We start from the raw sequence: 26,287 nt of genomic DNA on the forward strand, positions 1-26,287 counted from the left end.
GCGCGGGCGATGCCGACGCCCCCTTCGGAATACCGCTATCCTTGCGAAAACTGCGGGGCGAGTCTGCAATTCTCGCCCGGAGAGCAGCGCCTGGTCTGTCCCTATTGCGGACATGAACAGCAGATCGGCCCGGGTCCGGCCCGCGCGCCCTCGCGCCAAGGCGCGGGCGGCCCCTGGGGCGAGGCCGCGATCCTGGCCGACCCCTCGACCGGGCGGGCGATCCAGTGGGATGCCAGCCACAAGTCCGACCTGCCCGAGATCCCGCTGGAGCGCGGCCTGCGCTGGACCCGCCAGCGACCTGACCGAAACGGTCCGCACCTGTCCTGCCCGAACTGCGGCGCCAAGGTGGAGATCACCAGCGACCGCCACGCCTCGGCCTGCCCCTTCTGCGCAACGCCGGTCGTCACCGACACCGGCGCCACGCGCCAGATCAAGCCTCAGGGCGTGCTGCCCTTTGTCATCACCGAAGCCCAGGCCAAGGCCGCGCTGGAAAGCTGGCTTTCGGGATTGTGGTTCGCCCCGTCGGGTCTGACCGCCTATGCCCGGCGCGGCAAACGGATGAGCGGCATCTATTCCCCGTTCTGGACCTTCGACGCCGACACCACCTCGGCCTATGCCGGCGCGCGGGGCGACTGGTATTACGAAACCGTCTGGGTCACGCGCGAGATGAACGGCCAGCGCCAGCAGGTCGCCCAGCAGGTCCGCCGCACCCGCTGGACGCCGGTCTCTGGCCGGGTCTCGCGCAACTTCGACGATGTGCTGGTGCTGGCCGCCGCCTCGCTGCCGCGCCGGATCACCGATGCTCTGGCGCCTTGGGACCTGTCGCATCTGGTGCCCTATACGCCCGAATACCTGGCCGGCTTTCTGGCCGAGGGCTATACGATCCCGCTGGCCTCGGGGCACGAGATCGCGCGCCAGGAAATGCCGGGGTGATCGCGATGGACGTGCGCCGCGCCATCGGGCGGCAACGAACAGCAGATCGCCAGCATCCAGACCCGCCATGCGAACGAGACGTTCAAGCATGTCCTGCTGCCGGTCTGGACCGCCGCTTATCGCTACAACGGCAAAAGCTATCGCTTCGTCGTCAACGGCCAGTCCGGCCGGGTGCAGGGCGAACGGCCCTGGTCGGTCTGGAAGATCGCGCTGGCGGTGCTCCTGGCCCTGGCGGTGGTCCTGGGCCTGCTGTGGCTGAACGAACGTGGCGGCTATGTCCGGTTCGGCGCCGACACCCGGACGCCCGATATCATCGTCACAAACCGTTACGACAATCCGGACAACAGCGGACCATTGGGGAGGCAACCGTGATCCTGTGTGCAGGCGAATCGCTGATCGACATGGTGCCAGAGGCGGGCCGCTATCGCCCTCTGGCTGGCGGCGCGGTCTATAACACCGCGATTGCCCTGGGGCGGTTGGGCGTGCCCACGGCCTATCTGTGGCCGATCTCGCGCGATGGGTTCGGCCAGGACCTGCTGCGGCCCCTGGCCGAGGCGGGGGTGGACACCACCCTTTGCCCGCGCAGCGACCGGCTGACCACGCTGGCCTTCGTCACCCTGACCGGGGGCGAGGCGCGCTATGCCTTTTATGACGAGGGCTCGGCCGGGCGGATGCTGTCGCCCGCAGACCTGCCCGAGATCCCGCCCGAGGTTTCGGCCCTGTTCATCGGCGGCATCAGCCTGGTCCCCGATCCCTGCGGGGCGGCAATCGAGGCGCTGGCCGAGCGGCTTGCCCCACGCGTGCCGGTGATACTGGACCCGAACATCCGCCCCTTCTTCATTCAGGATGAGGCCGCCTATCGCGCCCGGCTGGACCGACTGCTGGCGCTGGCGGACATCGTCAAGCTGTCGGCCGACGACCTCGACTGGCTGATGCCCGGCGCGCGCTTTGCCGAAGCGGCCAGGGCGCTTCTGGACAGGGGCGCGCAAGTCGTGCTGCAGACCGGCGGAGCCGAGGGGGCAACGGCCCACTCTCGCCATGCCCCGATCAGCGCGCCCGCCACGCGCGTCGAGGTGGCCGACACCATCGGCGCCGGCGACACGTTCAACGCAGGCGTGCTGGCAGCGCTGCATCGCGCGGGCGCGCTGACCCGCAAGGGGATCGCATCCCTTGACCCCGAGACGCTGGGCCAGGCCCTGACCCTGGGCACCCGAGCCGCGGCGATCACCGTCTCGCGCCCCGGGGCCGACCCGCCCTGGGCGCGGGAACTGGACGCCTTGCGCAGTTAGGCAAAAGGGGGCTCTGCCCCCGTCGCGTGCCGCGACTCCCCCAGGGGTATTTCGGCAACAAGGAAGCGCTAAGGCGCCAAAGGACGGCAGCGGCGGGTCGGCGCGCAACATCTGTCATTCACCGTTTTTCAAATACCCATGCGACCGGGCGATCGGCGCTGTGGCCGAGGTCAGAGCGCCTCGTAGGCCGCCTTCTGCCGCGCGGTCCAGCGCACCAGCAGGCGCACGCCCTTGTCGCCCATTTCCTCGGAGGCCACGATACCCTGGCGGTGCAGCCAGGCGCGGCGGCGGCCGTCGTCGGAGGGCAGGATCAGCACGGCCTCGTCCCGCGGTTCGTCCAGGACCTCGGCCAGGCGGGTTTCGACGGCCAGCAGCAGGTCCTCGAGCCCCTCGCCCGACAGCGCCGAGATCGCCTGCACCCCTTCGGTCCGCGCATCGTGCCGGCGCAGGGCCGAGCGGGTTTCGCCGGAAAGCGCGTCGATCTTGTTCCAGACCTCGATCAGCGGCACGTCCTCCTCGACGCCCAGCGATTCCAGGATCTCGCCGACATCGCCGGCCTGCTCCTCGGTCTCGGGGTGCGAGATGTCGCGGACATGCAGGATCAGGTCGGCCGCCAGCACCTCTTCCAGCGTGGCGCGGAAGGCGGCGACCAGCTCATGGGGCAGGTCGCTGATGAAGCCCACGGTGTCCGACAGGATCACCCGGCGCCCGCCCGGCAGCACCATCTGGCGCATGGTCGGGTCGAGCGTGGCGAACAACTGGTCCCTGGCCATGACCTCGGCCCCGGTCAGCCGGTTGAACAGCGTGGATTTGCCGGCGTTGGTGTAGCCCACCAGCGCCACGATCGGATAGGGCACCTTGGCGCGGGCCTTGCGGTGCAATTCGCGCGTCTTGACCACCCGTTCCAGTTGCCGGCGCAGGCGGATCACCTGTTCGTCGATGGCGCGGCGGTCGGCCTCGATCTGGGTCTCGCCGGGGCCGCCGACGAAGCCAAGCCCGCCGCGCTGGCGTTCGAGGTGCGTCCAGGCCCGGACCAGCCGCGTGCGCTGATAGGCCAGAGCGGCCAGTTCGACCTGCAGCACGCCTTCGCGCGTCTGCGCGCGGTCGGCGAAGATTTCCAGGATCAGCCCGGTCCGGTCCAGGATCTTGACGTCCCATTCCTTTTCCAGGTTGCGCTGCTGCACGGGTGTCACCGGCCCGTCGATCAGCACCAGCTCCGCCCCCTCGCCCTCGGCGGCGGCCTTGATGTGCTGGCCGATCTCCTCGCGCTTGCCCTTGGAAAACAGCATGCCGGGGTCGGGGTTGCGCAGGCGGGCCACCTCGGCCCCGGTCACGTCGATGGCGGGCAGCGCATGAGCCAGGGCTACGGCTTCCTCAAGCGCCAGTTCCGGGGACCGGCGCGTGCGGGCGTTGCCCAGGTCCGGGTGGATCACATAGGCCCGCGTCGGGCGGTCCCGCGTTTCCGTGGTTTCGGCCAATCAGTCCTCGCCTTCGTAAAGGCTGATCGGCTGGCCCGGCATGATGGTCGAGATCGCGTGCTTGTAGACCAGCTGCGACTGGCCGTCGCGGCGCAACAGCACGCAGAAATTGTCGAACCAGGTGATCACGCCCTGCAGTTTCACGCCGTTGATAAGAAAGATCGTCACCGGAACCTTGCCCTTGCGGACGTGGTTCAGAAAAGCGTCCTGAAGATTCTGTTTGTCGCCGGCCATTCGATGCACCTTGTTCTTATCGCGGGTTTTCAAGACTTAGGCGAGCGGACAGGCGCATGCAAGCCGATGATCGGCCAAGCCGCGGAGGCGTGGCATCCGTCCCACTATCGCCGCCAGTATTCGGGCGACAGCAGCGCCAGGATGGCCAGCGTCTCGACCCGGCCGGCGATCATGGCGCCGGCCAGGATCGCCTTGGTCAGTCCGGGCAGGCCGGCCCACCCCTCCCACGGCGCGCCGGCAAGGCCGGCCGAGCCCTGGAAGGTCGGCACCATCGGGATCGCGCCGGCCAGGGGCCCGGTGTTGGTCAGCGCGGCGATCGACAGGATGGTGGCGCTGTCGAACTCGATCCCCTGCAGCGAGATCAGCATGATGACCACCGCGATCGAGCTTGCGAACAGCATGAAGAAGATGAAGGCCAGATAGGCGCCCTCGTTGCGCAGGCGTCGCGCCATCAGCCCGCCGCCCCCGACCGAGTTCGGATGCACGATCTTTTCCAGCTCGCGCTGGGAATGGCGGGCCAGGGCATAGACCCTGAGCAGCTTGACGCCGCCGGCCGTGGTCGCGACCCCGCCCCCCATCATCGCAAGCCCCGCCAGGATCAGCCCGGGCGAGCTGAGCCCCGACCAGTTGCGCGCGCCCTGCCATTCGACCGAGTTCCAGCCCGTCGTCGTCAGATAGCTGAGCCCGTTGAAGATGCCGCCCCAGGCCGCCGACAGCGCATTGTCCAGCGTTTCCAGCACCCCCCGGGCGCCGGTCGGCGACACGCCGATGGCGCCCAGGAAATGGCGCGCGAACAGCGTCAGCGCGACCAGCAGCACCATGCCGGCGGCGATGCGCAGTTCGGGGTCGCCGGTCCAGCTTTGCGCGGTCTTCAGTTCCATCCCCCCCGGCCAGAACCGCCGCGACAGGGCCGGGATCAGGAACAGGAAGATCACCGCCTCGCCTGCGATGCCGCTGGACTGGACGGCGGGGCCGCCCACCGGGCTGATGCCGCTGGTCGACAGCGTACCCATGGCGCGCGTCAGGCGACCAGGCCCGATTCCCCCAGCATCAGCAGCAACACCCACATGGCCAGCGTCAGCCCGGCATAGATCGGAAAGACCTGCCAGAACGACCGGACGGCGCGGCTGACCGGGTCGATCAGCTCCGTCTGGAAGGCGGGTGCCGACAGGTGGGTGACCAAGGGCGACATGTCGGCCGAGCGCGGCAGGCGCTGGAAATGCTCGCGCCGGCCATAGGGCGAGGACATGATCTCGAACCCGCCGACCCGCAGGGGGGCCAGCAGGGCGACGGCGGCGACCAGGATGAACAGCCCGCCCAGCCAGCCGACCAGCGCCCGCCACAGGTGCAGCGGCGCGGGCAGCAGCTCGGCCGCGTAAAGCGAGGCGCCCGTGGTGGTCAGGCACGAGATCATCTCCCACCAGGCGTTGAAGAAGCCGGTGTCGGGCAGGGACAGCACGAAAGGCACGGCCATCATCGCCGGCAGCACCGTCATCGCCCCCAGCATGGTCAGCAGGACGCTGCGCGGCCGCGACTGGTCGGGCCGGTCGGCGGTGGCCAGCGCGACGATCCCGGCCAGGATCAGGAACAGCCCCGCGCAGCCCAGGAAATCCGCGCCGATCCCGTGCTGTTCCAGCGCATGGGCGTAAAGCCCAGGGACCAGCATCGCCAGCGCCGCGAAACCGGCCAGGATCACCAGCAAGGGCAGGCGCAGCAGCAGGCCCATCCCGCGCGCGCCTTAGAAGAAGTCGATCGAGACCTGCAACAGGCGCTCGACCTCGGGGATATCGGCGGCAAGGGCAAAGATCACGATGATGTCGCCCTCTTCGATGCGCAGATCGCCGGTGGGCTTGACCACGCGCTCGCCCTTCTGGACGGCGCCCAGAAGCGCGCCGCCGGGAAACTCGATGTCGCGGATCGGCCGCCCGGCCAGGGGCGAGGTCGACAGCACCTGCGCCTCGATCACCTCGGCCTCGGCATCGCCCACCGAATAGATGTCGCGCACCCGCCCGTGCCGGATGTGGCGCAGGATGGTCGAGACGGTGCTGGCACGCGGGTTGATGAAGGCGTCGATGTCCAGGGGCTCCATCAGCGACATCAGCGTCGGATCGTTCACCAGCGAGATGACCAGCCCTGCCCCCGCCTGCTTGGCGCGCACGGCGGCCAGGATGTTGGTCTTGTCGTCGTCGGTGATCGCCAGGACCGCATCGGCGCGCGGCACGGCGGCTTCCTCCAGCAGTTCGGCCGAAAGCCCGTCGCCATGCAGGACGATGGTGCGATTCAGCGCATCGGCGGCGTCCTCGGCCCGTTCGCGGTTGCGCTCGATCAGCTTCAGCCGCACCCGCTCGGGCCGGGCCTCCAGCGCTTGGGCCACGGCAAGGCCCACGTTGCCGGCGCCGATGATGACGACGCTTTCCTGCTCTTCAGCGCTTGCCAAAGATCTCGGCGTGCGGCGCACGTCCTCGGTCAGGGTAAAGACATAGACCTGGTCGCCGTCGAACAGCTGGTCGCCCGGTTCGGGCGCGAACAGCCGGCCGCCGCGCCGCACCCCGGCGACGATGGCCGAAAGGCTGGAGAACATCTCGTTCAACTGGCGCAGCGGGGTGTTCAGCACCGGGCTGTCGAGATCCAGCGAGATGCCCAGAAGCTGCAGCCGCCCGGTCAGGAAGGTCTCGGCGTCGAAGGTCGAGGGCGCCGAAAGCCGCTGCAGGGCCGAGCGCGCCACCTCGCGTTCGGGGCTGATGACCACGTCGATGGGCAGGTGGTCGGTGCGGTAGAGGTCCGACCAGATCGCGTCCAGATAGGCCGGGGAACGCAGCCGCGCGATCTTTCTGGGCACCTGAAAGACGGAATGGGCCACCTGGCAGGTGACCATGTTCACCTCGTCCGAATGGGTCGCGGCGATGATCAGGTCGGCGTCGCGCGCGCCTGCCCGATCCAGCACGTCGGGATGGCTGGCAAAGCCCGTGACCCCCTGGACGTCCAGCGCGTCGGTCGCCCTTCGGATCAGTTCGGCATTGGTGTCGATGACGGTCACGTCATTGCGTTCGCCCGACAGATGGCGCGCGATATGCCAGCCGACCTGCCCCGCCCCGCAGATGATGATCTTCATGTCCGTCCCGGTTCCTGCCCCTGGTGAAGGGCGATCCTAACGCGCACGGGCCCCGGCGGATACAGGGAAAATGCCGGGAGAAGATGGGCATCGGCGGCCCGGGCTGCGCCGTCACTTGCCCATCATTTGCACCTCCTGACGCATAGCCGCCGCCACGCCCAGGGATGTAGCAGCATGCGGTGCAGGCTGGCGAGCCGATGACCGCAAACGAGAGAAAGCGCCACGGGCGATCCTAACGCGCACGGGCCCCGGCGGATACAGGGAAAATGCCGGGAGAAGATGGGCATCGGCGGCCCGGGCTGCGCCGTCACTTGCCCATCATTTCCTCCTCGACCCGCATGCCGCCGACCACGCCCAGGGATTTCAGCTTGCGGTGCAGGGCCGAGCGTTCCATGCCGACGAATTGCGCCGTGCGGCTGATGTTGCCGCCGAAGCGGTTGATCTGGGCCAGCAGGTATTCGCGTTCGAACAGTTCGCGCGCCTCGCGCAGCGCCAGGCTGGTGATCTGGGGGCCAAGCGCCAGCGCCTCGCCCGCGCCGTTGCCGCCGCCCTGGGATTCCAGTTCCGACGGCTGGATCGGGCCGGTGCCGTCGCCCAGGATCAGCACCCGCTCGACCACGTTGCGCAGCTGGCGGATGTTGCCCGGCCAGGCCATCGCCTGCAGGGCGGCGATGGTTTCCTCGGGCAGGCGGCGCAGCGGCAGGCCCTGCTGTTCGTGGAACTGCTCGATGAAATGGCTGGCCAGCAGGGCGATGTCCTCGCGCCGCTCGGCCAGCGAAGGCACCGCCACCGGCACCACGTTCAGTCGGTCGTAGAGTTCCTGGCGGAACCGGCCCGAGGCGATTTCCACCGCGAGGTCGCGGTTGGTCGAGGAGATCACCCGCAGGTCCACCCGCACCTTGTCCGTGCCGCCCGAGCGCTGGAACTGCTGTTCGGTCAGCACGCGCAGGATCTTGGGCTGCGTGCCCAGCGGCATGTCGGCGACCTCGTCGAAGTAGATCACGCCGCCATGCGCCTGTTCCAGAAGCCCGGGCTCGACCCCCCGTTCGGGGCTTTCGCGGCCGAACAGCACCTCTTCCATGTGGTCGGGTTCGATCGTGGCGCAGGAGACGGTGATGAAGGGCGCGCGCGCGCGCGGGCTGTGGGCGTGGATGTAGCGCGCGGCCATTTCCTTGCCCGCCCCCGGCTCTCCGGTCAGCATGACGCGACCGTTCGATTTCGACACCTTGTCCAGTTGCTCGCGCAGCCGGCGCAGCGGCGCGGACTGGCCCAGCATCTCGGTCGAGCGGCTTTCGCCGCGCTTCAGGGTCGAGTTCTCGCGCCGCAGCCGGGCGGTTTCCATGGCGCGGCGGATCACCACCAGAAGCTGGTCGATGTTGAAGGGCTTCTCGATGAAGTCATAGGCGCCCTGCTTGATCGCCGCGACCGCGATCTCGATGTTGCCATGCCCCGAGATGATGACCACCGGCACCTCGGGGTTGTTGCGCTTGACCTGCTTGAGGATGTCGATTCCGTCCATCCGGCTGTCCTTCAGCCAGATGTCGAGCACCATCAGCGCCGGCTCGGCCAGGTTCAGCTCGGCCACGGCCTGGTCGGAATTGGCCGCAAGCCGGGTCGAGAAGCCTTCGTCGCGCAGGATGTCCGAGATCAGCTCGCGGATGTCCTTTTCGTCGTCGACAATCAGAATGTCACTCATTTCACTGTTTCCTGCTCGGGTTTATGGCGTCGCGCGGACAGGCGCACGGGCTGGCGTTCGCGCGGCAGACGGATTTCGGCCATGGCGCCGGCCTGGCCGGGGGCATCGGCCAGCGTCAGGCTGCCGCCGTGCTCCTCGACGATCTTCTTGACGATAGGCAGCCCGAGGCCGGTGCCGCCCCGCTTCATGGTCACGTAGGGCTCGAACAGGCGCGAGCGGTCCTCGGGCAGGCCGGGGCCGTTGTCGGTGATGCGGATGGTGACGACATCGGGCGCCTCCGCCAGTTCGATGCGGACCTGGGGCTGCCAGCCCTGGGGCGGGTCCTCGCGCTTTTCGTCGATGGCCTCGCCCGCGTTCTTCAGAAGGTTGGTGAAGACCTGGCGCATCATGCCGGGATCGGCATCGACGATCACCGGCCCCTCGGGGATCTGCGACACCAGCGCGCCGCCCAGCGCGTCGCGCTGCATCAGCTCGGCCTCGCGCAGAAGGCCCGCGATGTCGGTTTCCTTGCGGTCGGGCTCGGGCATGCGGGCAAAGCGGGAAAATTCGTCCACGATCCGGCGCAGGTCGTTGGTCTGGCGGATGATGACGCCGGTCATCTGCTCCAGCGCCTCGGCTTCGCCGCCGACCAGCGGGGTGAACTTGCGCCGGAGCCGTTCGGCCGAAAGCTGGATCGGGGTCAGCGGGTTCTTGATTTCATGCGCGACGCGGCGGGCGACATCGCCCCAGGCCGCCATGCGCTGGGCCGAGACCAGGTCCGTCACGTCGTCCAGCGCGACGACATAGCCTTCCAAGCCCCCCGCCGCGCCGCGCCGGATCGCCATGCGCACCAGCAGGCTTTCGACGCGGCCGTCGCGCGACAGCCGGATTTCGTCCTGCACCCATTCGTTCACCGACTGGTGCAGCTTGTCGAAGAGCGGCGCGAACTCGGGCACCACCTCGGACAGAAGCTGGTCGTGCGCGGTGGCGGGGTCCAGCCCCACCAGCCGGGTGGCCGAGCGGTTCAGGAAGTCGATTTCCCCCGCCGCGTCCAGTCCGATGACCCCGGCCGTCACCGAGGACAGCACCGAATCGAACAGCCGCCGCTGGTCGTCGGCGGCGCGATAGCTTTCGACCAGCTCCTGGCGCTGCTGCTTCAGCTGGCGGGTCATGCGGTTGAAGCTTTGGCCCAGGGTCTGGATTTCGTCGCCGGTGTCGGGTTCGGGGATCTGCAGGTCCAGGTTGCCGCGCCCGACCTGTTCGGACGCCTCGGCCAGCCGGCCGATGGGGCGCGACAGGCGGTCGGCGAACCACAGGCCCAGCCACATCGCCGCCGCCACCAGAAGCAGCGCAAAGCCCAGATACAGCAGCGAGAATTCCAGCAGCAGCCGGCCGCGTTCCTGTTCCAGCGTCTGGTAGCGGCCGACGGTCTGGCGGGTGTCGTCAGTCAGGCTCAGCAGGTTGCGTCCACGTCGCGGGTGACATAAAGGTATCGGTCGGCCAGCGGCGCCAGCGGCAACAGGGCGCGGAATTCGTTGTTCGGCCAGTCCTCGATCAGAACCAGCCCCTCGGCGCGCGAGCGGTCGAAGTCCTGCGCCGTGGGCTGTTCGTACCAGAACTGATAGCTGCGTTCGCCGCGCGCGCGGATGATGCCGCGCCCGTCGACCACATAGGCCTCGCGCAGGCCGCGCTGGATCAGCGCCTGGCCCTGCCCCAGCAGCAGGCGCAGCGCGCCGTCGTCGATCATCGGGTTCTGCCGCGCCGCCTGGGTCAGGGCCCCGGCCAGCAGGCGCGCGTCGTTCGTCAGGTCGCGGCGGTGTTCGTCCTGATAGGCCTCGGCCGCGGCGAGCGAGCTTGAGACAACCTGCCGGACCTGGTTCGAGAACCAGCCCTCGAGCCCGATGTTGACGGTGACGCCGGCGAACAGCGCGACCAGCACCGTGGGCACCAGCGCGATGGTGGCGAAGACGCCCACCAGCCGCATGTGCAGCCGCGACCCCGCCGCCGACTTGCGCCGCGCGGCGACGATGCGGGCCATGCGCGCGACCACCAGGCCGGTCAGCACGATCAGGTAAAGCAGGCCGCCAGCAGCACCAGCCGCAGCAGCGTCCCGCCCGAGGTCGCCCCCGCAAGGGGCCCCATCACGGCGAAGGTCAGCCCGGCCAGCACCGGGCCCAGCACCGCCAGACTCAGCGTGCCCGCATTGCGCCAGAATCGCAGCCTTCGCAGTCGTGCCACGCGTTTCCACGTGCTTTTGGACAGCGTTTCCGCCAACTTGCCCCACCTCGCGGTTTCGCCGCTGTGCCGCGGCCGTTCTGTGGCCGCTGCGTAACGAACGTGGGGCCATCTGTGGCCGTTTTACATCAGCTTGCGGCGCCGTGTCACCTCGATATTCAGGTCGGTCAGCTTCTTGCGCAGCGTATTGCGGTTTATTCCCAAAAGATCGGCGCATCTCAACTGGTTGCCGCCGGTCGCGTCCAGCGCGATTTCCAGCAGCGGCTTTTCAATCTCGCGCAGAATCCGGTCGTAAAGGCCGGGGGGCGGCAACTGGTCGCCGTGCAGGTCGAAATAGCGCTGCAGGTGCATTTCGACCGATTGCGCCAGCCGGGCGTTCGCGGGCTCGGCCACGGCGGCGGCGCCGGGTGCGCCCGACGCCGGGCCGGCCGCGGGCACCGGGGAATTGGCCGGGGCGGGCATGCGCGGGACCGGCGCGGGGCTGGCGCCCGCGGGCGCGGCCATGGGGATGGATTCGGACAGGGCGGCGCGGGCCTCGGCCTCGGTGATCTCGGTCCCGGCGGCGGTCAGGGCCAGCCGGCGCATCAGGTTTTCCAGCTCGCGCACGTTGCCGGGGAACGGATAGGCGCGGATCAGCGCGGTCGCGCCCTCGGACAGGCTGCGCGCCGGCAACCCCTGCGAGGCGGCGCGGGCCAGCAGGTGGCGGGCCAGCGGCGGAATGTCGTCGACGCGCGAGCGCAGCGGCGGCACGGTGATCGTCACCCCGGCCAGCCGGTAATACAGGTCCGCCCGCAGCCGCCCCGCGGCGACATCGGCCTGCGGCTCGGGCCCGGTGGTCGAGACCAGGCGCGGCATCTGGTTGCGGCCGGGGCCGACCTCCCAGGCCTCGATCAGGCCGATCAGCCGGGCCTGGGCGGCGGCGCCGAAACCGGCCGGATCCTCGATCAGCAGGTGCCGCCGGCGGCGCGTTCGCCCGCCCGCGCGATGGCCTCCTCGGACAGGTCGGCCGAGGTCAGCACGGCAAAGCCCGCGTCGCGCCGGTCCGACAGGTCGTGAAAGGACCGCGCCACCACGGTCTTGCCCACCCCCGCCTCGCCCGCGATCATCACCGGCAGGTCGGCGTTCAGCACGCGCGCCACCATGCGGAACAGGTTCTGCATCGCGGGCGCGTGGCCGATCAGCGGCAGCGCCGGGTCGGCCGCCGCCTCGGGCGAGGGGATGCCCGCCGGTAACAGGCCAACGGCCAACGCACCTGCTATGTCTATGGCGTTGACGGCGCGCGTCTGAAGAAGGTCGAAGGGCTTGCGGCCAATCAGAACTGCGCAACGCTGCGCGGATCGCGGTGACGATGGTCTTCTCGGGGATGTCGAGATCCGCAACTGGGGCGTTGCGGAGCGGGAGACGGTCGACGCCGTTGCCGTCGGGCATCATCACGTCGGTGATGACCAGATCGCCCCGCCCCTCCTCGACCCAGCGCAGAAGCTGCGCTAGCGAGCCGGTGGCGTGGACCCGGCACCCCGCCCGGGTCAGGGCCTGGGTCAGGACGGTGCGGATGGTGCGGTCGTCGTCAGCGATCAGAACGGTGCCGTCCATGGGGAAACCTCAGGCTTTGGGAAGTGAGATGCGGAAAACGGTGCGCCCGGGGCGGCTGTCCACCCCGATCCAGGCGCCGTGGTCGGTGATGATCTTGGACACCAGCGCCAGCCCCAGCCCGGTGCCGTTCTCGCGCCCGGACACGAAGGGCTCGAACACCTGGTCGGCGATGGCTTCGGGGATGCCGGGGCCGTCGTCCTCGATCTCGATCTGCAGGGGCAGGCTGCGGCCCTGCGGCTCGGCCTCGGTGGGGGCCAGGCGCAGGGTGCCGTCGTAGAAGCTGCGGATGCGGATGGTGCCGGTGTCGCGGCCGGCACGCCCGATCGCCTCGGCCGCGTTCTTGACCAGGTTCAGGCAGACCTGCACCAGCTGGTCGCCGTCCGCCAGCGCCGTCGGCAGCGAGGGGTCGTAGTCGGGCACGATCTTGAGCCCCTTGCCGAACCCCACCACGGCCGAGCGGCGCACCCGCTCCAGCACGTCGTGGATGTTCAGCTCGGTCAGCTTGGGGGCCGAGGTGTCGCCGAAGCGTTCGACCTGGTCCAGCAGCTCGACGATGCGGCGCGATTCGGCGACGATCAGGTCGGCCAGGTCGCGGTCCTCGGGCGCCAGGTTCATGCCGATCAGCGCGCGGCGCCGCGGATGCCGGCCAGGGGGTTCGTGACCATGCGCCAGCATCTCGGCCATGCCGATGGCCGAGCGCGCGGCCGAGCGCACCGCCCGCGCCTGCCCCAGCCGCCCCGCGCTGTCGCTGGGCGCGATCAGGATGCCGACGCCGCCGGCGGGGCTGGGCACCGCGCCGGCATGGATCGTGGCGATGCGGTCGGTGTGGCCGCCCAGCTGGTCGCCGATCTCGAACCGGACCGAGGAATGGTTCAGCGCATCGCGCCCCTCGCGCACGCGGTCCAGAATCTCGGCCAGCGAGGGCAGGATGCGCAGGCGCTTGCGCATCTCGGCCCCCTCGATCGGCTGGCCCAGGGCCGAGCGGCGCGAGACGTTCAGGAACGCCTCGGCCAGGTCGTTGATGGCGGCGACGCGGCCGCGCGCGTCCAGGATGATGGCGGGCAGCGGCAGGGCCGACCAGTTCGGCCCGACCTCGGCCGGAACGAAGTCCGGGGGCAGGTCGTGCGCGGGACGGGGGTCGGGCTTGACGGGCACGCGAAACCTCATGCGGGGGCCCCTTGGGGCGCGGCATCGGCAAAGCCCGCGCGGATGGCGGCGAGCGCGGCCCCGGGGGTGGGCGCGCGCATCAGTTCGGCCCGGTTCGGCGCGCCGTTCGCCTCGGCATACCAGCCCAGGTGCTTGCGGGCGACGCGCAGGCCCAATTCGCTGCCGTAAAGCGACAGGATGTCGTCGTAATGCCGGGCCACCGCATCGGCCAGCGCAGCGCCCTGCGGCACCACCGGCGCGGGCGTGCCCCACAGCGCATGGGCGATCTGTGCGGGCCGCCAGGGCGCGCCCTGCGCGCCACGCCCGACCATCACCGCATCGGCTCCCGACTGCGCCAGGGCCGCGCGGGCGCTGGCCGCATCGACCACGTCGCCATTGGCGACCAGCGGCGGCCGGCCGGGCAGGTTCGCCACCGCCCGGATCGCCGCCCAGTCGGCGCGGCCGGTATAGAACTGCGCCCGCGTCCGGCCATGGACGGTCAGCATCCTGACCCCCGCGGCCGAGGCGCGCGCCGCAAGCTGGGGCGCGTTCAGGCAGCCGTCGTCCCAGCCCAGCCGCATCTTCAGCGTGACCGGCAGGTCCGGGACCGCCCCCACAACCGCCTCGACCAGGCCCAGGGCGTGATCCAGGTCGCGCATCAGCGCCGCGCCCGACAGCCCGCCCGTCACCTTGCGCGCCGGGCAGCCCATGTTGATGTCGATGGCGCGCGCCCCCATGTCCGCCACGATCCGCGCCGTCTCGGCCATCGCGCCCGCCTCGCGCCCGGCGATCTGGACGCTGACGGGGGACGCACCCTCGGTCAGCGCCTTGGCGCGGACGGCCGCGCGGGTCGAGGCCCGAACCGAGGGATTGGGCGTCACCATCTCGGTCGAGGCGACCATCTCGCTGACCATCAGTCCCGCGCCGCCATGGCGCGCGACCGCGCGACGGAAGGCCAGGTCGGTGATGCCGGCCATCGGCGCCAGAAACACCGGGGGGCCAAGCCGCATGTCGCCAAGGATGATCGGTTCGGGCAATGTCATGGGAACCTCGTAGGACGCGGCGCGGGGATGCGAAAGAAAGAGGCGACTGCCTGCCGGAAAGGCGAAGGCAACCGCCCCGGTTCTGCCTTAATTAGGGGCAGCATGGCGCATTTTCCATCAGAAACGGTTTTCCGCCCTGTCGCGAAGTTGCCGACCGCCCGTCGCAGCGGCACTGGCATCCGGCGGTCCGGGGCATTACCTGATGGGCAAGAAAAGGATAAGGGGCGCACCATGTTTCTGTCGGTGTTCGACATCTTCAAGATCGGGGTCGGCCCGTCCTCGTCCCACACCATGGGGCCGATGGTGGCGGGCGGGCGGTTCCTGGACGCGCTGCGCGCCCAGCCCTTCCGCGCGCACGGGCTGCGCGCCAGCCTGCACGGCAGCCTGGCCTTTACCGGCAAGGGCCACGCGACCGACCGCGCCACCATCCTGGGCCTGGCGGGATTCCTGCCCGAAACCATGGATGCCGAGGCCGCCGAAGCCGCGCTGGAGCTGAACCGCCAGACCCTGGTCCTGTCGCCCGAAGGCTTGGGCGATCTGGCCTTCGATCCAGGCCGCGACCTGATCTTCGATTTCGACCGCGCCCTGCCCGGCCATGCGAACGGCATGATCCTGATGGCGACCGACGCCCAGGGCGACGTGATCTTTCAGGAGGTCTATTATTCCATCGGCGGCGGCTTCGTGATGACCGAGACCGAGCTGGCCGCCAAGGGCAGCGACACGCGCAGCGACGACGCGCCCCGCGTCCCCTATCCCTTCGCCAGCGCCGCCGAGATGCTGGAGATGGCCGCGAAATCGGGCAAGTCCATCGCGGCCATGAAGCGGGAAAACGAACGCGCGCATCGCTCGGATGCGCAGATTTCCAGCGGCATCCGGCGGATCTGGCAGGTCATGCGCGACTGCATGGACCGCGGCCTTGCGACCGGCGGCACCCTGCCGGGCGGGCTGTCGATCCGCCGCCGCGCCGCCGGCATCCATGAGGCGCTGAAGGCCGAGGCCGGCATGAACCTGACCGCGCCCCATGTCATCAACGACTGGATGTCGATCTATGCCATGGCCGTGAACAGGAGAACGCCGCCGGGGGCCAGGTCGTGACCGCGCCGACCAAGGCGCGGCGGGCGTGGTGCCGGCCGTCATCCGCTATTGGCTGGACCATGTACCGGGGGCCAGCGAGCGCCAGCTGGACGATTTCCTGCTGACGGCCAGCGCCATCGGCGGGCTGATCAAGCACAACGCCAGCATCTCGGGCGCGGAATGCGGCTGCCAGGCCGAGGTGGGCAGCGCCTCGGCCATGGCGGCGGCGGGGCTCTGCGCGGTGCTGGGCGGCACGCCCGAGCAGGTCGAGAACGCGGCCGAGATCGCGCTGGAGCATCACCTGGGCATGACCTGCGACCCCGTGCGCGGCCTGGTGCAGGTGCCCTGCATCGAACGGAACGGGCTGGGCGCGATCAAGGCGGTCTCGGCGGCGAGCCTGGCGCTGCGCGGCGACGGCCAGCATTTCGTGCCGCTGGATTCGGCCATCGAGACCATGCGCCAGACCGGCGAGGACATGAGCCACAAGTACAAGGAAACCTCGCTGGGCGGGCTGGCGGTCAACGTCCCGAACTGCTGAAGCGCGGCGCCCGTGGCGGGCACGGCGTTCGGGTATTTGAAAAACAGTAAAAACCTGTGGGCGGCCGGATCCCGGGGCGAAACCTTGCCACAGTCCTGCCACGGCAGTGTCGCACATGGCGCGCGGCGCTTGCCCAACACCGGGGGTTCCTGTAGCCAGTGAGCATAAGGAAAACCCAAGGAACCGGGACAGAGCAGATGAATTTCCGTTCGGCTTTCGCCGTGCTGTCGATGACGGTGGCCCTGACCGCCTGCGGACAGTTGCCCTTCCAGCAATCCGAGCCCGAGGCGCCGGCCCATTCCGGCCCGCCCACCGTGTCGCCGCTGGACCAGCCGATCGAAACCGGGGCCGAGGCGATCCCCGTCTCGACCGCCGAGGCGAGCACCATGCAGACCGCCATGTTCCGCGCCGCCGGCAACGGCTGGGTGGCGACCGCGTCCGACAAGACCGCCGTGCTGGAAAGCGCGCGGCGGAAGGAGGCGGAGCTGACGGTGCGGCGCAGCCTTTGCCCGCGGTCCCTTCGACGAGCAAGGATGACCGCCAGGTGTTTTCGCTGAACATCCGCGCCGCCGAATGCGACACCGGCAGCGGCAAGGCCCCGTTCAGCGCCCGGCTGAAGGTCGGAAGCCAGAGCATGACCGGCTGCGCCGCGCCGACCGACACCATGCCCAAGGCCCAGGTGAAGGCCGCATCCGCGGCGCCCAAGCCCAAGGCCGCGGCCAAGCCCGCGACGCCGGCGGCGAAACCGGCCACGCCGGCGTCGGCGCCCGCCCCGGCGGCGCCCCCCGCCCCGGCAGCGGCGCCCGCGACCGAGCCCGCATCGACGCCGGAAGCGACGCCGGCGCCGGCCGCTGAGCCCGCGACGCCGCCGGCGGCCGAAACGCCGGCCCCGGCCGAGCCTGCGGCGACCACACCCGCGCCTGCCGCGACCACACCCGCGACCTCCGCGCCCGAGGCAGCCCCGGCCGAACCCGCGCCGGCCGCGGACCCGGTGCCCGCGCCGTCGGTCGTCCTGCCCGAAACCCCGCCCGCCGCAGAGTGACGCCCCTTCGGCCCGCGCGCCCTGCGCGCGGGTCGCCCGCTAGCCTGAGAGGACCCGCCGATGCGCGCCCATTCGACCCTGACCCGCCGCCTGCTGGCCTCGACCGTTCCGGCGGCGCTGCTTCTCAGCCTGGGGGCCCAGCCCGCGCGCACCGATCCGATGATCGGCACCGTGATGAACAGCTATGGCCTGCCCGGCGCCGTGGACACCCCCACCGCCGAGATGCTGCCCGATGCAACCCTGGGCGCCACGCTGAGCTATTCCGACCTGGCGCGGCGCAACACGCTGGTCTTCCAGCTGCCCCGCGCTGACCGCCGGGCTGCGCATTCCCGGTTCGGACGGGCGTGCTGACGTCGGACGAACGGCGCGGCTATGTCTGGGACCGCAGCTTCGACCTGCGCTATCAGATCCTGGACGAGGCCGAGTCCGGCTGGCGGCCTGCGGTGGCCATCGGCTTGCAGGACTTCATGGGGACCGGCTTTTACAGCAGCGAATACATCGTCGCGACCAAGACCATCACGCCGCGCCTGCGCGTCAGTGCCGGTCTGGGCTGGGGCCGGCTGGCCGGCGTCAGCGAGCCGCCGGACACCGGGCGAAGGCGGCAAGCCCAATGTCGATCAATGGTTCCGGGGCGAGGCGGCGCCCTTCGTCAGCGCCACCTGGCAGGCGACCGACAAGCTGGCACTCTCGGCCGAATATTCCGGCGACGACTACAGCTGCGAGACCGGCAATGCCGATGAATGCCGCCGTGCCGTCTGGCTGGACGACAAGGACGACTGAAAACAGCATATCAGCTGGGCGCCTTCGTGCTGGGCGGCCAGCATTTCGGCCTGCAGTTCAGCGTCGCCATGGATCCGCGGCAATCTCCGTTCCCGTCGGGGCTGGAGAAGGCGCCGGCGCCGGTCCGGCCGCGCCCGCGCCCGCCGCCGATCCCGACGGCTGGTCGGGGGCCTGGTCGGCCGATCCGACCGCGCAGCCCGCGATCCAGAAGGCGCTGGGCGACGCGCTGGCCAAGGAAGGCCAGATGCTGGAATCCATGGCGCTGGACGCGAACCGGGCCGAGGTGCGCATCCGCAACAACCGCTATATCCAGCAGGCCGAGGCCGTGGGGCGCACCGCGCGGCTGATGACCCGCGCGCTGCCGCCTTCGGTCGAGACCTTCGTCATCACATCGTCGGGGACGGCCTGCCGACCTCGTCGGTCACGCTGCGCCGGTCGGATGTCGAACGGCTGGAAAACAGCGAGGCAGGCCGGATTGCCAGCGTCGCCGTGGTCAGCGACGCCGATCCGCGGCCCGGCAATCTGGTGCGGGCGCCAGGCGAGTTTCCGCGCTTCCGCTGGGCGCTGAAGCCCTATGTCTCGACCTCGCTTTTCGACCCGGACGAGCCGTTCCGCTATGAACTGGGCGCCGAGCGAATACGAGGATGAGTTCATCCGGGCCTGGTCCTGGCCGGATCGGTGCGCCAGCGCGGCTTGGGCACCACCAACAGCGCGGCCCCGGATACCTGGCCAGCGCGGCGACATTCACCCCGAGGAATACCTGAGGATCTGGATAACGAATACGAGAACGGCGTGCCGCGCGTGCGTTCGGACAGCCGGATGTACTCGGGCAACAAGAGCCCGACCATCCCCCGCCTGACGCTCAGCTATTACGCCAAGCCGGTGGAGGCGGTCTATACGCGGCTGACGGTCGGCCTGATCGAGCGCGCCTATGCGGGTGTCGGGCGAACTGCTGTGGAGCCCGCCGACAGCGCCCTTGGCGTGGGGGTCGAGGTCAACCGTGTGCGCAAGCGCGACTTCCGCGACGCCTTCGGCCTGCGCGATTACGAGGTCACCACCGGCCATCTCTCGGCCTATTACGAGTTCCAGAACGGCATCGCCGCGCAGCTGGACGTCGGGCAGTACCTGGCCGGCGACAAGGGCGCGACCCTGACCGTGTCGCGCCAGTTCGCCAACGGCTGGCGGGTCGGCGCCTGGGTGACCAAGACCGACATGAGCGAAGAGGATTTCGGCGAGGGCTCGTTCGACAAGGGCGTCAGCCTGTCGATCCCGCTGGGTTGGGGCACCGGCGATCCGTCCTTGCGCCGTGTCGGCGGCGACATCCGGTCGCTGTCGCGCGATGGCGGCGCGCGCCTGCGCGTGGATGGCCGGCTTTACGACAAGGTCCGGGAAAGCCAGTCGGGCCAGCTTTACCAAGGTTGGGGGAGGTTCTGGCGATGATCGGAACAATGATGCGCGTTTCGATCGGCGGCGGCGCTGATCGCCGTGCTGACCGCCTGCGGCAACAGGACCGGGCACCCGCGCACCGGGGTCCTGTTCGCGGCCAAGGCCGCTCAGCGCCGTCGCCCAAGCGCGCTGCGAACGCTGCGGCCCAGGCCGAGCCACCCTGCAGGCCCGAGCAGATGGCCGCCGAGGCGCTGCGCGTCAATCCGGGCCCGCTGATCCTGGTCGGCTCGAACGGCAGCGGCCGACCAGGTCATGGCGATGACCGGCCAGAACGGCCATGCGCACCTACATGACGCCGGCCGAGGAGGCGCTGATCCTGCGCGGCGGGATGCTGGTCGGCACGCGCGGCCGGGCCACGACCTGTCGGTCGCCGAGACGCAGACCGCGGTGCGATCCGCGCCGGGGCCGCGGGCCAGGGACAGCGCGTCATGCGCTTTGCGCGGCGACGGGCTGGAACGAGCGCTGGCTTGACGGCTCGACGGTGGCGCCCGAAGCCGGGCGTCATGCTGGAAAGCTGCGTAAACGGCCCCCTGAAGTTCCAGAACAACTATCTGGTCCAGGGCGGGCGCATCACCGTGTCGCGCCAGTGGATCGGGCCGAACCTGGGCTATGTGACCATCCAGGAACTGCGCCCCTGACAGTGGGCGCCAGGACTGCAGAAAGGCCCGCAGCGATGCGGGCCTTTTCCGTTCCGCCAAGCCAAGCGAAGGGCGTCAGTTAAAGGCGCCAAGCTGGCTGGGCGGTGCCCCCTTGGAACGCTGCGGTCCCCGGGCGCGGAGGGTACCGCCAGACCGCGAGCGTGTGCGTGGCACGTGCCCGCACCGCATCCTGCGCGCTGGCCAGGCAGGGCCTCCGAGTACGCTGCATGGTCCGGCCCTACCTGGCGGTCGTGCCCCCTTGAATGCGAAAGGGCTGGCCCGTGGGCCAGCCCTTCCTTGCCGAGCTTCCTGGCGGAAGATCAATCGGTGGTGTCGTCGTCGTCGTCGTCATCCGAAGCGACGGCAGCGATGACGCCCAGCAGCAGCAGAGCCGGAACGACGAGGCCAGCGTTCGACGAAGCGGGCTTCTCGTCGACAACGACGGGCTCGACGTCCACGACGGGGGCAACGTAGCCACCGGCGAGAGCGGAGGAGGCCGTCAGGCCCATTGCCAGGGCGAAGGTAGCGAATTTGGTCATGATCATGCTCCGTTCAGTACTTTGAAGGCTGCCGTTTCCAGCAGCATCGTTGAGACAGTCGCATAAAGCCAATGACTTGGAAAGCGGTCTTGAAAGCGGTTTTGGCGTTGGCGAGCGCGACTGTTGCATATTCGCCAACACGTTTAACGATAGGCGAGATGCCGCCCGCACACCAGCCCGTTCCGGCAGTCCCCTGCCCCGCCGATCACCCTTTCGCGCGCTGGTAAAACCCTAAGGATATTGCATAAAATGCCGCCGAGATCGCGACGATGGTCGGTCCGGCCGGCGTGTCGAAATGCAGGCTGGCCCACAGCCCGCCCAGGACGGCCATCGCTCCGATCAGGGTGGCGGAACCCGCCATCTGCTCGGGCGTTCTGCTGAATCCCCGCGCCGCCGCGGCGGGCACGATCAGCAGCGCGGAAATCAGCAGTGCCCCGACCATTCGAATCGCGATTGCGACGACGATCGCCAGGGCAATGGACAAAATGAACCGCTCGCGGCGCGGGTCGATGCCCGAGGCGAGCGCCAGTTCCTCGTTCACCGAGGCAGTGACCAGCCGCTGCCAGCGCCAGGCCAGAAGCCCCAGGACCAGCGCAGCCCCGCCCCAGATCCAGGCCAGGTCGGCCCGCGTCACCGCCAGGATGTCGCCGAACAGATAGCTGTCCAGGCTGGCGCGCAGCGTCGGGATGAAGCTGGCCGCCAGCAGGCCGAAGGCCAGCGCGGAATGGGCGATCACGCCCAGCACCGTATCGACCGCCTGCCCCCGCCCGCTGAGCGCGGCGACGATCAGCGCCACGGCGATCGCCACCACCAGCGTGCCAAGGTAATAGGGCAGCGCAAAGGCAAAGCTCAGCGACACGCCCAGGATCGCCGCATGGGCGGTCGAATCGCCGAAATAGGCCATGCGCCGCCACACCACGAAGGAGCCCAGCGTTCCCGTCGCCAGGACCAGCCCAGCCCCGCAAGGACCGCGCGGGTCAGGAAATCGTCAAGCATCGGTCTTCTGCGATGATGGTGGTGGTGATGGTCGTGGCCGAGTCCGGGCCGTGGACATGATCCGTCCATGGTCGTGGTCGTGATCGTGGTGATGGCGGTAAAGCGCCAGCGTGCCCTGCGAGTCCGCGCCAAAGAGGGCACGATAGGCCGGGGCCGCGCTGACCACCTGGGGCGTGCCCTCGCAACAGACATGGCCGTTCAGGCAGACCACCCGGTCGGAGGCGCGCATGACCACCAGCAGGTCGTGGCTGACCATCAGGACGGCGGCGCCGGTTTCGGCGCGCACCTCCTCGATCAGCTTGTAGAAGGCGACGATGCCGGGCTGGTCCAGCCCCTGCGTCGGCTCGTCCAGCACCAGCAACTGGGGGTGGTTCAGCAGCGCCCGGGCCAGCAGGACGCGCTGGAACTGCCCGCCCGACAGCGACACGATCTGGCGCCCCTCAAGCCCCGGAACGCCCGTCCGTTCCAGCACGGCGGCGGCCTGGGCGTCGGTGACGCGGATCGGCAGCGACAGGAAGCGGCGCACGGTCATGGGCATGGCGCGTTCGATATGGACGCGCTGGGGGACATAGCCGATGCGCAGGCCGCGCAGCCGTTCGACCCGGCCGCTGGCCAGCGCCACCTGCCCCAGCATCGCCCGCACCAGCGTCGACTTGCCCGAGCCGTTGGGGCCGACGACGGTCACGATCTCGGCCGGGTCGATGTGCATGTCCACATGCGACAGCACCGGTAGGTCGGCGCCCGGATGGCTGACGGTCAGGTCCGTCGCCCGGATCAGGGCGGTGGTCATGCCGCGTCGCCCGCGCAGCGGCTGCACAGGCCCAGCAGTTCCACCGTGCGGCGTTCCGGGGCAAAGCCGTTCGCGGCGCAAAGCCCGGCCAATGCCTCGCGCAGTTCGGGGCTTTCGGCCTCGGCCACGGTTTCGCATTGCCGGCAGATCAGGAAGGCCGGCGAATGGTCGCGCTGGTCCGAGACGCAGGCCGCATAGGCGTTCAGCCGCCGCACCCGATGCGCCAGCCCCTGTTCGACCAGGAAATCCAGCGCGCGATAGGCGACGGGGGGCTGCTTGCCATAGCCCTCGGCGGACAGCCGTTCCAGCACGTCATAGGCCCCCAGCGCGCGGTGCGATTCCAGCAGGATCTCCAGCACGCGGCGGCGCACCGGGGTCAGGCGGACACCTTCGGCGCGGGCCTGCTCCTCGGCCCGGCGCAGCACGGTCTCAGAGCAATGGGCGTGGTCATGGGCGTGGAACGGGTCGGGTGCCGCGCCGTTGGGGGAATGGGGGCTCATATGTTATACTATCACATTTTTCTTGACGGGTTACGATATAACATAAATAACCGGAGCGTTTCCGCAATAGCATTGGCCCTCGCTTCATGTCCCATCTTCGTCTTTTGCCGCCCGCCCTTGCCGCGCTTGCGCTGTCGGCCCTGCCCGCCCTGGCGGCCCCGCCCCGGATCGTGACCGACACCGCCGTCACCGGCGCGCTGGTGGCGCAGGTCATGGGGGACCTTGGCGCGCCCGAGGTTCTGACCGAGGCGGGCGCCGACCCGCATCACTATCAGCTGCGCCCCAGCCAGGCGCGCAAGCTGCAGGACGCGGACCTGCTGGTCTGGGTCGGGCCCGAACTGACCCCCTGGCTGCAATCCCCCGCCGAAGGGCTGGCGCGCGGCACCGCGCTGGCGCTGCTGGCCCTGCCCGAGACGCAGCGCCAGTCCTATGCCGCCGAGGGTGGGCATGACGCGCACGCGCATGATGACCACGGGCACGAGGAGCTGACCATGACCCGCCATGACCATGAGGGCCACGGCCACGACCATGAGGGCCACGATCATACCGGAACCGACCCCCACGCCTGGCTCGACCCGGAAAACGGCCGGGCATGGCTGACGGCCATTGCCGAGGCCCTAGCCCGGCACGACCCAGAGAATGCCCAGACCTATCGCGCCAACGCCGCGGCCGGCACGCAGGCGCTTGCCGCGCTTGAGCAGGAGTTGCAGGCGCAGTTGCAGCCGGCGCAGGGCAAGACCTTCGTGGTCTTTCACGACGCCTACGGCTATTTCACCGGGCACTTCGGCCTGAACCCGGCGATTGCGGTCAGTCTGGGGGACGCGGCGGCGCCATCGGCCGCCCGGCTGAGCGAGGTGCAGGACCGCATCCGCGATTCGCATGCCACCTGCGCCTTTCCCGAGGCGAACCACGATCCGAAGCTGTTGCAGGTCGCGGTCGAAGGCACCGGCGCACGCCTGGGCGCGGCGCTTGATCCCGAAGGCACCCGGCTGCCGCCCGGCCCGGAGCTCTATGCCCAGGTGCTGCGCGGGATCGGCACGGCCCTGGCGGATTGCCTGACCGCGCCATAGATCCCGACGCCCCCTCCGGCGGGCGGGATGGGCGGGTGCCGCAAGCGGCATCCGCCTTTTTCACGTCTTCTGTTCAGGCCCCATGGCCCAAGGCGCTGAAAAAGGACGGAAAGCCTCTTTCGAATAATACCCGAGTATTTTTCTTTGACATCGCGAAAACAAGCTGGCAGATTGTCCCTACCGCGACGGAACACCAACAAGGACATGGACATGACCGCGACCCGCCCCGCAGAATTTGCCCGCCCCGGCGTGACCGCCCTTCAGCGCCTGCCCGAACACGACGCCGAGGTGCTGACCGCCGGCGGCAACCAGGCCCTGATCGTTCTGGGCGATCAGGTCTATAACCTGCGCATCACCCGCGCGGGCAAGCTGATCCTGACGAAGTAAGCCTTTCCTGCTTCTCCTCCCCTTCTCTCTCTCGACGGGACGACAGCCTTTCCCGACGAAAAAGGGCGCGGCCTCCCCCCGCGCCCTTTTCCCTTTCGTTGGTCCGGGATCAGCCCTTGCCGGGTCCCTTGCCGGGGCCGCGATCACTGCGCGGGCCGGGCTTCGGCCCCGGACGCGGGCCCGGCTTGCCGGTGCGGGCGCCGGGCTTGCCGAAGGGCTTGCCGCCGGGCCGATCCCCGCCCGCCCGCTCGGGGCGCCCCTGCGGCTTGCCAAAGGGCTTGCCGCCCTCGCGCTTGGCGAAGGGCTTGCGGTCCCCTTCCTCGCGCCGGGCGAAGGGCCGGTCGCCCTCCTCGCGCTTGGAAAACAGCCGGTCGCCCTCGCGCTTGGCGAAGGGTTTGCGGTCGCCATCCTCGCGCCGGGCAAAGGGCTTGCCGCCCTCGCGCTTGGCAAAGGGCTTCCGCTCGCCATCCTCGCGCTTGGCATAGGGCTTGCGGTCGCCGTCCTCGCGGCGGGCAAAGGGCCGGTCGCCATCCTCGCGCCGCGCAAAGGGCTTGCCCCCCTCGCGCTTGGCAAAGGGTTTGCGGTCACCGTCATCACGCTTGGCAAAGGGTTTCCCACCATCGCGCCGGGCGAAAGGCTTCTCGCCGTCCTCGCGCTTGGCGAAGGGGCGGTCGCCGTCGCGTCGTGCAAAGGGACGGTCGCCCTCGCGCTTGGCAAACGGCTTGCGGTCACCATCCTCGCGCCGGGCAAAGGGCTTCCGCTCGCCATCCTCGCGCTTGGCGAAGGGCTTGCGGTCACCGTCATCCCGCCGGGCAAAGGGCTTGCGCTCCCCCTCGGCCCGTCCCGCCGAGGGGCGGCGCGGGCGGTCGCCGTCGCGGTCGTCCCGGCCCGCGCCACGTTCGCGGAAATCGCGGGGCTTTTCGTCCACCTCGCCCGTCAGCAGCCCGCCAAGCTGGTCGCGCAGCACCTTGCGCTTGATCTCGCGCACCTCGTTCGGCTCAAGCCCCGTCAGCTTGAAGGGACCGTAGCCGATGCGGATCAGCCGGTTCACGATCAGCCCGACATGGGCCATGGCGCGGCGGATCTCGCGGTTCTTGCCCTCGCGGATGCCGACGGTCAGCCAGGCGTTCGCGCCCTGCTGGCTGTCCAGGCTGATCTCCATGGGGGCGAATTCCTCGCCCTCGATGGTGGCGCCGCGGCGCAGGGGGCCAAAGGTCAGGTCGTTGGGCTGGCCGTTCACCCGCACCCGATAGCGCCGCAGCCAGCCGGTCGCCGGCAGTTCCAGGCGGCGCTTCAGCTCGCCGTCGTTGGTCAGCAGTAGCAGCCCTTCGGAGTTCAGGTCCAGCCGGCCCACGGTCATCACCCGCGGCAGGTCGCGCGGCAGGGCGTCGAATACGGTCTGGCGACCCTTTTCATCGCTTTCCGAGGTCACCAGCCCCAGGGGCTTGTAATACAGCCACAGCCGGGTTTCCTGCGGCGCCTCCAGCGGCTTGCCGTCGACCGTGACGCGGTCGCCCGGGCCCACGTCCAGCGCGGGGCTTTCGATGCGCGTGCCGTTCACGGCGACGCGGCCCTCGAGGATCATGCGCTCGGCCTCGCGGCGGCTGGCGACGCCCGCGCGGGCCATCACCTTGGCGATGCGGTCGGTCTGGGGTTGGGGTTCGGTCTTGTCGGTCATGGCGATCTCCTGCGCATCGCTGCGGTGGCAAAGGCTGCACCTCTAGGCCCAACGCCCGCACATGGAAAGCG

Annotated in this window: 21 protein-coding genes and 7 pseudogenes; 13 read left to right on the forward strand and 15 right to left on the reverse strand. The window is 69.7% G+C overall.

Features of this window, described 5'->3' with window-relative positions; translation table 11 throughout:
- Nucleotides 1-9 precede the first annotated feature (9 nt).
- From DPM13_RS03000 to DPM13_RS03005, 3 genes are all read left to right on the forward strand, one after another.
- Nucleotides 10-933 (forward strand): zinc ribbon domain-containing protein, encoded by a 924-nt coding sequence (locus DPM13_RS03000; protein WP_397245526.1) that lies wholly within the window; start codon nucleotides 10-12, stop codon nucleotides 931-933.
- Nucleotides 934-1,104: 171 nt separating this feature from the next.
- The gene (locus tag DPM13_RS26535) at nucleotides 1,105-1,305 is read left to right on the forward strand and encodes a hypothetical protein (RefSeq protein WP_397245529.1); all 201 of its coding nucleotides are present in this window, start codon (nucleotides 1,105-1,107) and stop codon (nucleotides 1,303-1,305) included.
- On the forward strand, nucleotides 1,302-2,222 hold the full coding sequence (locus DPM13_RS03005) for a carbohydrate kinase family protein (protein WP_112887439.1): 921 nt from the start codon (nucleotides 1,302-1,304) through the stop codon (nucleotides 2,220-2,222). The genes DPM13_RS26535 and DPM13_RS03005 overlap by 4 nt, the downstream gene beginning before the upstream one ends.
- Nucleotides 2,223-2,392: 170 nt before the next feature.
- Here DPM13_RS03005 and hflX read toward each other — a convergent pair whose 3' ends face one another.
- The 10 genes and pseudogenes from hflX to dusB form a co-directional block, all read right to left on the reverse strand.
- Complete coding sequence (gene hflX / locus DPM13_RS03010) at nucleotides 2,393-3,700, reverse strand: GTPase HflX (RefSeq protein WP_028717922.1); 1,308 nt, start codon at nucleotides 3,698-3,700, stop codon at nucleotides 2,393-2,395.
- Nucleotides 3,701-3,934: an RNA chaperone Hfq gene (gene hfq / locus DPM13_RS03015; RefSeq protein WP_010394165.1), complete on the reverse strand. Its 234-nt coding sequence runs from the start codon at nucleotides 3,932-3,934 to the stop codon at nucleotides 3,701-3,703. It abuts the gene before it with no gap.
- 104 nt (nucleotides 3,935-4,038) lie between these two features.
- On the reverse strand, nucleotides 4,039-4,947 hold the full coding sequence (locus tag DPM13_RS25660; protein WP_317616367.1) for a potassium transporter TrkG: 909 nt from the start codon (nucleotides 4,945-4,947) through the stop codon (nucleotides 4,039-4,041).
- 8 nt (nucleotides 4,948-4,955) lie between these two features.
- Nucleotides 4,956-5,660 carry a hypothetical protein gene (locus tag DPM13_RS25665; RefSeq protein ID WP_317616368.1) on the reverse strand — a complete coding sequence of 235 codons (705 nt, stop codon included), beginning with the start codon at nucleotides 5,658-5,660 and terminating at the stop codon, nucleotides 4,956-4,958.
- Nucleotides 5,661-5,672: 12 nt separating this feature from the next.
- Nucleotides 5,673-7,046 (reverse strand): Trk system potassium transporter TrkA, encoded by a 1,374-nt coding sequence (gene trkA, locus DPM13_RS03025; RefSeq protein WP_112887440.1) that lies wholly within the window; start codon nucleotides 7,044-7,046, stop codon nucleotides 5,673-5,675.
- Between the two features lie 307 nt (nucleotides 7,047-7,353).
- Nucleotides 7,354-8,742, reverse strand: coding sequence for a nitrogen assimilation response regulator NtrX (ntrX, locus tag DPM13_RS03030; protein ID WP_028717925.1), 1,389 nt, complete (start codon nucleotides 8,740-8,742; stop codon nucleotides 7,354-7,356).
- Nucleotides 8,739-10,995, reverse strand: a pseudogene (locus DPM13_RS03035) (ATP-binding protein). The gene ntrX and the pseudogene DPM13_RS03035 overlap by 4 nt, the downstream one beginning before the upstream one ends.
- An 84-nt stretch (nucleotides 10,996-11,079) precedes the next feature.
- Nucleotides 11,080-12,549 (reverse strand): annotated as a pseudogene (locus DPM13_RS03040) (sigma-54-dependent transcriptional regulator).
- A 9-nt stretch (nucleotides 12,550-12,558) separates the two neighbouring features.
- Nucleotides 12,559-13,716 (reverse strand): annotated as a pseudogene (locus DPM13_RS03045) (two-component system sensor histidine kinase NtrB).
- Nucleotides 13,713-14,738 (reverse strand): tRNA dihydrouridine synthase DusB, encoded by a 1,026-nt coding sequence (dusB, locus tag DPM13_RS03050; RefSeq protein WP_099647897.1) that lies wholly within the window; start codon nucleotides 14,736-14,738, stop codon nucleotides 13,713-13,715. The pseudogene DPM13_RS03045 and the gene dusB overlap by 4 nt, the downstream one beginning before the upstream one ends.
- Nucleotides 14,739-14,969: 231 nt before the next feature.
- Between dusB and DPM13_RS03055 the strand changes: the two are divergent.
- From DPM13_RS03055 to DPM13_RS24740, 8 genes and pseudogenes are all read left to right on the forward strand, one after another.
- Nucleotides 14,970-16,350 (forward strand): annotated as a pseudogene (locus DPM13_RS03055) (L-serine ammonia-lyase).
- Nucleotides 16,351-16,547: 197 nt separating this feature from the next.
- A complete protein-coding gene (locus tag DPM13_RS03060; RefSeq protein ID WP_112887441.1) occupies nucleotides 16,548-16,907 on the forward strand; it encodes a hypothetical protein in 360 nt (119 codons plus the stop codon).
- On the forward strand, nucleotides 16,895-17,392 hold the full coding sequence (locus DPM13_RS03065; protein WP_112887442.1) for a hypothetical protein: 498 nt from the start codon (nucleotides 16,895-16,897) through the stop codon (nucleotides 17,390-17,392). Before DPM13_RS03060 ends, DPM13_RS03065 begins: the two co-directional genes overlap by 13 nt.
- 60 nt (nucleotides 17,393-17,452) lie before the next feature.
- On the forward strand, nucleotides 17,453-17,743 hold the full coding sequence (locus DPM13_RS24730; protein WP_112887443.1) for a YjbH domain-containing protein: 291 nt from the start codon (nucleotides 17,453-17,455) through the stop codon (nucleotides 17,741-17,743).
- A pseudogene (locus DPM13_RS03075) lies at nucleotides 17,737-18,172 on the forward strand (YjbH domain-containing protein). Before DPM13_RS24730 ends, DPM13_RS03075 begins: the two are co-directional and overlap by 7 nt.
- Entirely contained in the window at nucleotides 18,141-18,740 is a 600-nt protein-coding gene (locus DPM13_RS24735) for a YjbH domain-containing protein (RefSeq protein ID WP_262983315.1), read from the forward strand. The pseudogene DPM13_RS03075 and the gene DPM13_RS24735 overlap by 32 nt, the downstream one beginning before the upstream one ends.
- Nucleotides 18,623-19,612: pseudogene (locus tag DPM13_RS22005) on the forward strand (YjbH domain-containing protein). Before DPM13_RS24735 ends, DPM13_RS22005 begins: the two are co-directional and overlap by 118 nt.
- Nucleotides 19,613-20,121: 509 nt before the next feature.
- Nucleotides 20,122-20,256 carry a YjbF family lipoprotein gene (locus tag DPM13_RS24740; protein WP_189654825.1) on the forward strand — a complete coding sequence of 45 codons (135 nt, stop codon included), beginning with the start codon at nucleotides 20,122-20,124 and terminating at the stop codon, nucleotides 20,254-20,256.
- 320 nt (nucleotides 20,257-20,576) lie between these two features.
- Here the strand turns inward: DPM13_RS24740 and DPM13_RS03095 are convergent, their stop codons facing one another.
- The 4 genes and pseudogenes from DPM13_RS03095 to DPM13_RS03110 all read right to left on the reverse strand — a co-directional run bounded on the left by DPM13_RS03095 (nucleotide 20,577) and on the right by DPM13_RS03110 (nucleotide 23,081).
- Nucleotides 20,577-20,795, reverse strand: a complete 219-nt coding sequence (locus DPM13_RS03095) for a hypothetical protein (protein ID WP_374384948.1) — start codon at nucleotides 20,793-20,795, stop codon at nucleotides 20,577-20,579.
- A gap of 205 nt (nucleotides 20,796-21,000) precedes the next feature.
- Nucleotides 21,001-21,791: pseudogene (locus tag DPM13_RS03100) on the reverse strand (metal ABC transporter permease).
- Nucleotides 21,784-22,581, reverse strand: coding sequence for a metal ABC transporter ATP-binding protein (locus DPM13_RS03105; RefSeq protein WP_112888683.1), 798 nt, complete (start codon nucleotides 22,579-22,581; stop codon nucleotides 21,784-21,786). The pseudogene DPM13_RS03100 and the gene DPM13_RS03105 overlap by 8 nt, the downstream one beginning before the upstream one ends.
- Nucleotides 22,578-23,081 (reverse strand): Fur family transcriptional regulator, encoded by a 504-nt coding sequence (locus DPM13_RS03110; protein ID WP_080620736.1) that lies wholly within the window; start codon nucleotides 23,079-23,081, stop codon nucleotides 22,578-22,580. Before DPM13_RS03110 ends, DPM13_RS03105 begins: the two co-directional genes overlap by 4 nt.
- Before the next feature lie 86 nt (nucleotides 23,082-23,167).
- Here DPM13_RS03110 and DPM13_RS03115 point away from each other — a divergent pair, with 86 nt between their 5' ends.
- Complete coding sequence (locus tag DPM13_RS03115; protein WP_112887448.1) at nucleotides 23,168-24,151, forward strand: zinc ABC transporter substrate-binding protein; 984 nt, start codon at nucleotides 23,168-23,170, stop codon at nucleotides 24,149-24,151.
- 210 nt (nucleotides 24,152-24,361) lie between these two features.
- Nucleotides 24,362-24,538: a hemin uptake protein HemP gene (hemP, locus tag DPM13_RS03120; protein WP_080622767.1), complete on the forward strand. Its 177-nt coding sequence runs from the start codon at nucleotides 24,362-24,364 to the stop codon at nucleotides 24,536-24,538.
- A gap of 109 nt (nucleotides 24,539-24,647) precedes the next feature.
- Here the strand turns inward: hemP and DPM13_RS03125 are convergent, their stop codons facing one another.
- On the reverse strand, nucleotides 24,648-26,216 hold the full coding sequence (locus DPM13_RS03125; protein WP_112887449.1) for a pseudouridine synthase: 1,569 nt from the start codon (nucleotides 26,214-26,216) through the stop codon (nucleotides 24,648-24,650).
- Between the last annotated feature and the right edge of the window lie 71 nt (nucleotides 26,217-26,287).

Origin of the sequence: Paracoccus mutanolyticus, assembly GCF_003285265.1 — a bacterium.
Classification (GTDB): Bacteria; Pseudomonadota; Alphaproteobacteria; order Rhodobacterales; family Rhodobacteraceae; genus Paracoccus; species Paracoccus yeei.

Bases quoted from the DNA above. Each gene is read 5' to 3' on its own strand.
- DPM13_RS03000 (WP_397245526.1), top strand. From the start codon at position 10: ATGCCGACGCCCCCTTCGGAATACCGCTATCCTTGCGAAAACTGCGGG.
- hfq (WP_010394165.1), bottom strand. From the start codon at position 3,934: ATGGCCGGCGACAAACAGAATCTTCAGGACGCTTTTCTGAACCACGTC.
- DPM13_RS25660 (WP_317616367.1), bottom strand. From the start codon at position 4,947: ATGGGTACGCTGTCGACCAGCGGCATCAGCCCGGTGGGCGGCCCCGCC.
- DPM13_RS25665 (WP_317616368.1), bottom strand. From the start codon at position 5,660: ATGGGCCTGCTGCTGCGCCTGCCCTTGCTGGTGATCCTGGCCGGTTTC.
- trkA (WP_112887440.1), bottom strand. From the start codon at position 7,046: ATGAAGATCATCATCTGCGGGGCGGGGCAGGTCGGCTGGCATATCGCG.
- ntrX (WP_028717925.1), bottom strand. From the start codon at position 8,742: ATGAGTGACATTCTGATTGTCGACGACGAAAAGGACATCCGCGAGCTG.
- dusB (WP_099647897.1), bottom strand. From the start codon at position 14,738: ATGACATTGCCCGAACCGATCATCCTTGGCGACATGCGGCTTGGCCCC.
- DPM13_RS03060 (WP_112887441.1), top strand. From the start codon at position 16,548: ATGAATTTCCGTTCGGCTTTCGCCGTGCTGTCGATGACGGTGGCCCTG.
- DPM13_RS24730 (WP_112887443.1), top strand. From the start codon at position 17,453: ATGCGCGCCCATTCGACCCTGACCCGCCGCCTGCTGGCCTCGACCGTT.
- DPM13_RS24740 (WP_189654825.1), top strand. From the start codon at position 20,122: ATGCTGGAAAGCTGCGTAAACGGCCCCCTGAAGTTCCAGAACAACTAT.
- DPM13_RS03095 (WP_374384948.1), bottom strand. From the start codon at position 20,795: ATGACCAAATTCGCTACCTTCGCCCTGGCAATGGGCCTGACGGCCTCC.
- DPM13_RS03105 (WP_112888683.1), bottom strand. From the start codon at position 22,581: ATGACCACCGCCCTGATCCGGGCGACGGACCTGACCGTCAGCCATCCG.
- DPM13_RS03110 (WP_080620736.1), bottom strand. From the start codon at position 23,081: ATGAGCCCCCATTCCCCCAACGGCGCGGCACCCGACCCGTTCCACGCC.
- DPM13_RS03115 (WP_112887448.1), top strand. From the start codon at position 23,168: ATGTCCCATCTTCGTCTTTTGCCGCCCGCCCTTGCCGCGCTTGCGCTG.
- hemP (WP_080622767.1), top strand. From the start codon at position 24,362: ATGACCGCGACCCGCCCCGCAGAATTTGCCCGCCCCGGCGTGACCGCC.
- DPM13_RS03125 (WP_112887449.1), bottom strand. From the start codon at position 26,216: ATGACCGACAAGACCGAACCCCAACCCCAGACCGACCGCATCGCCAAG.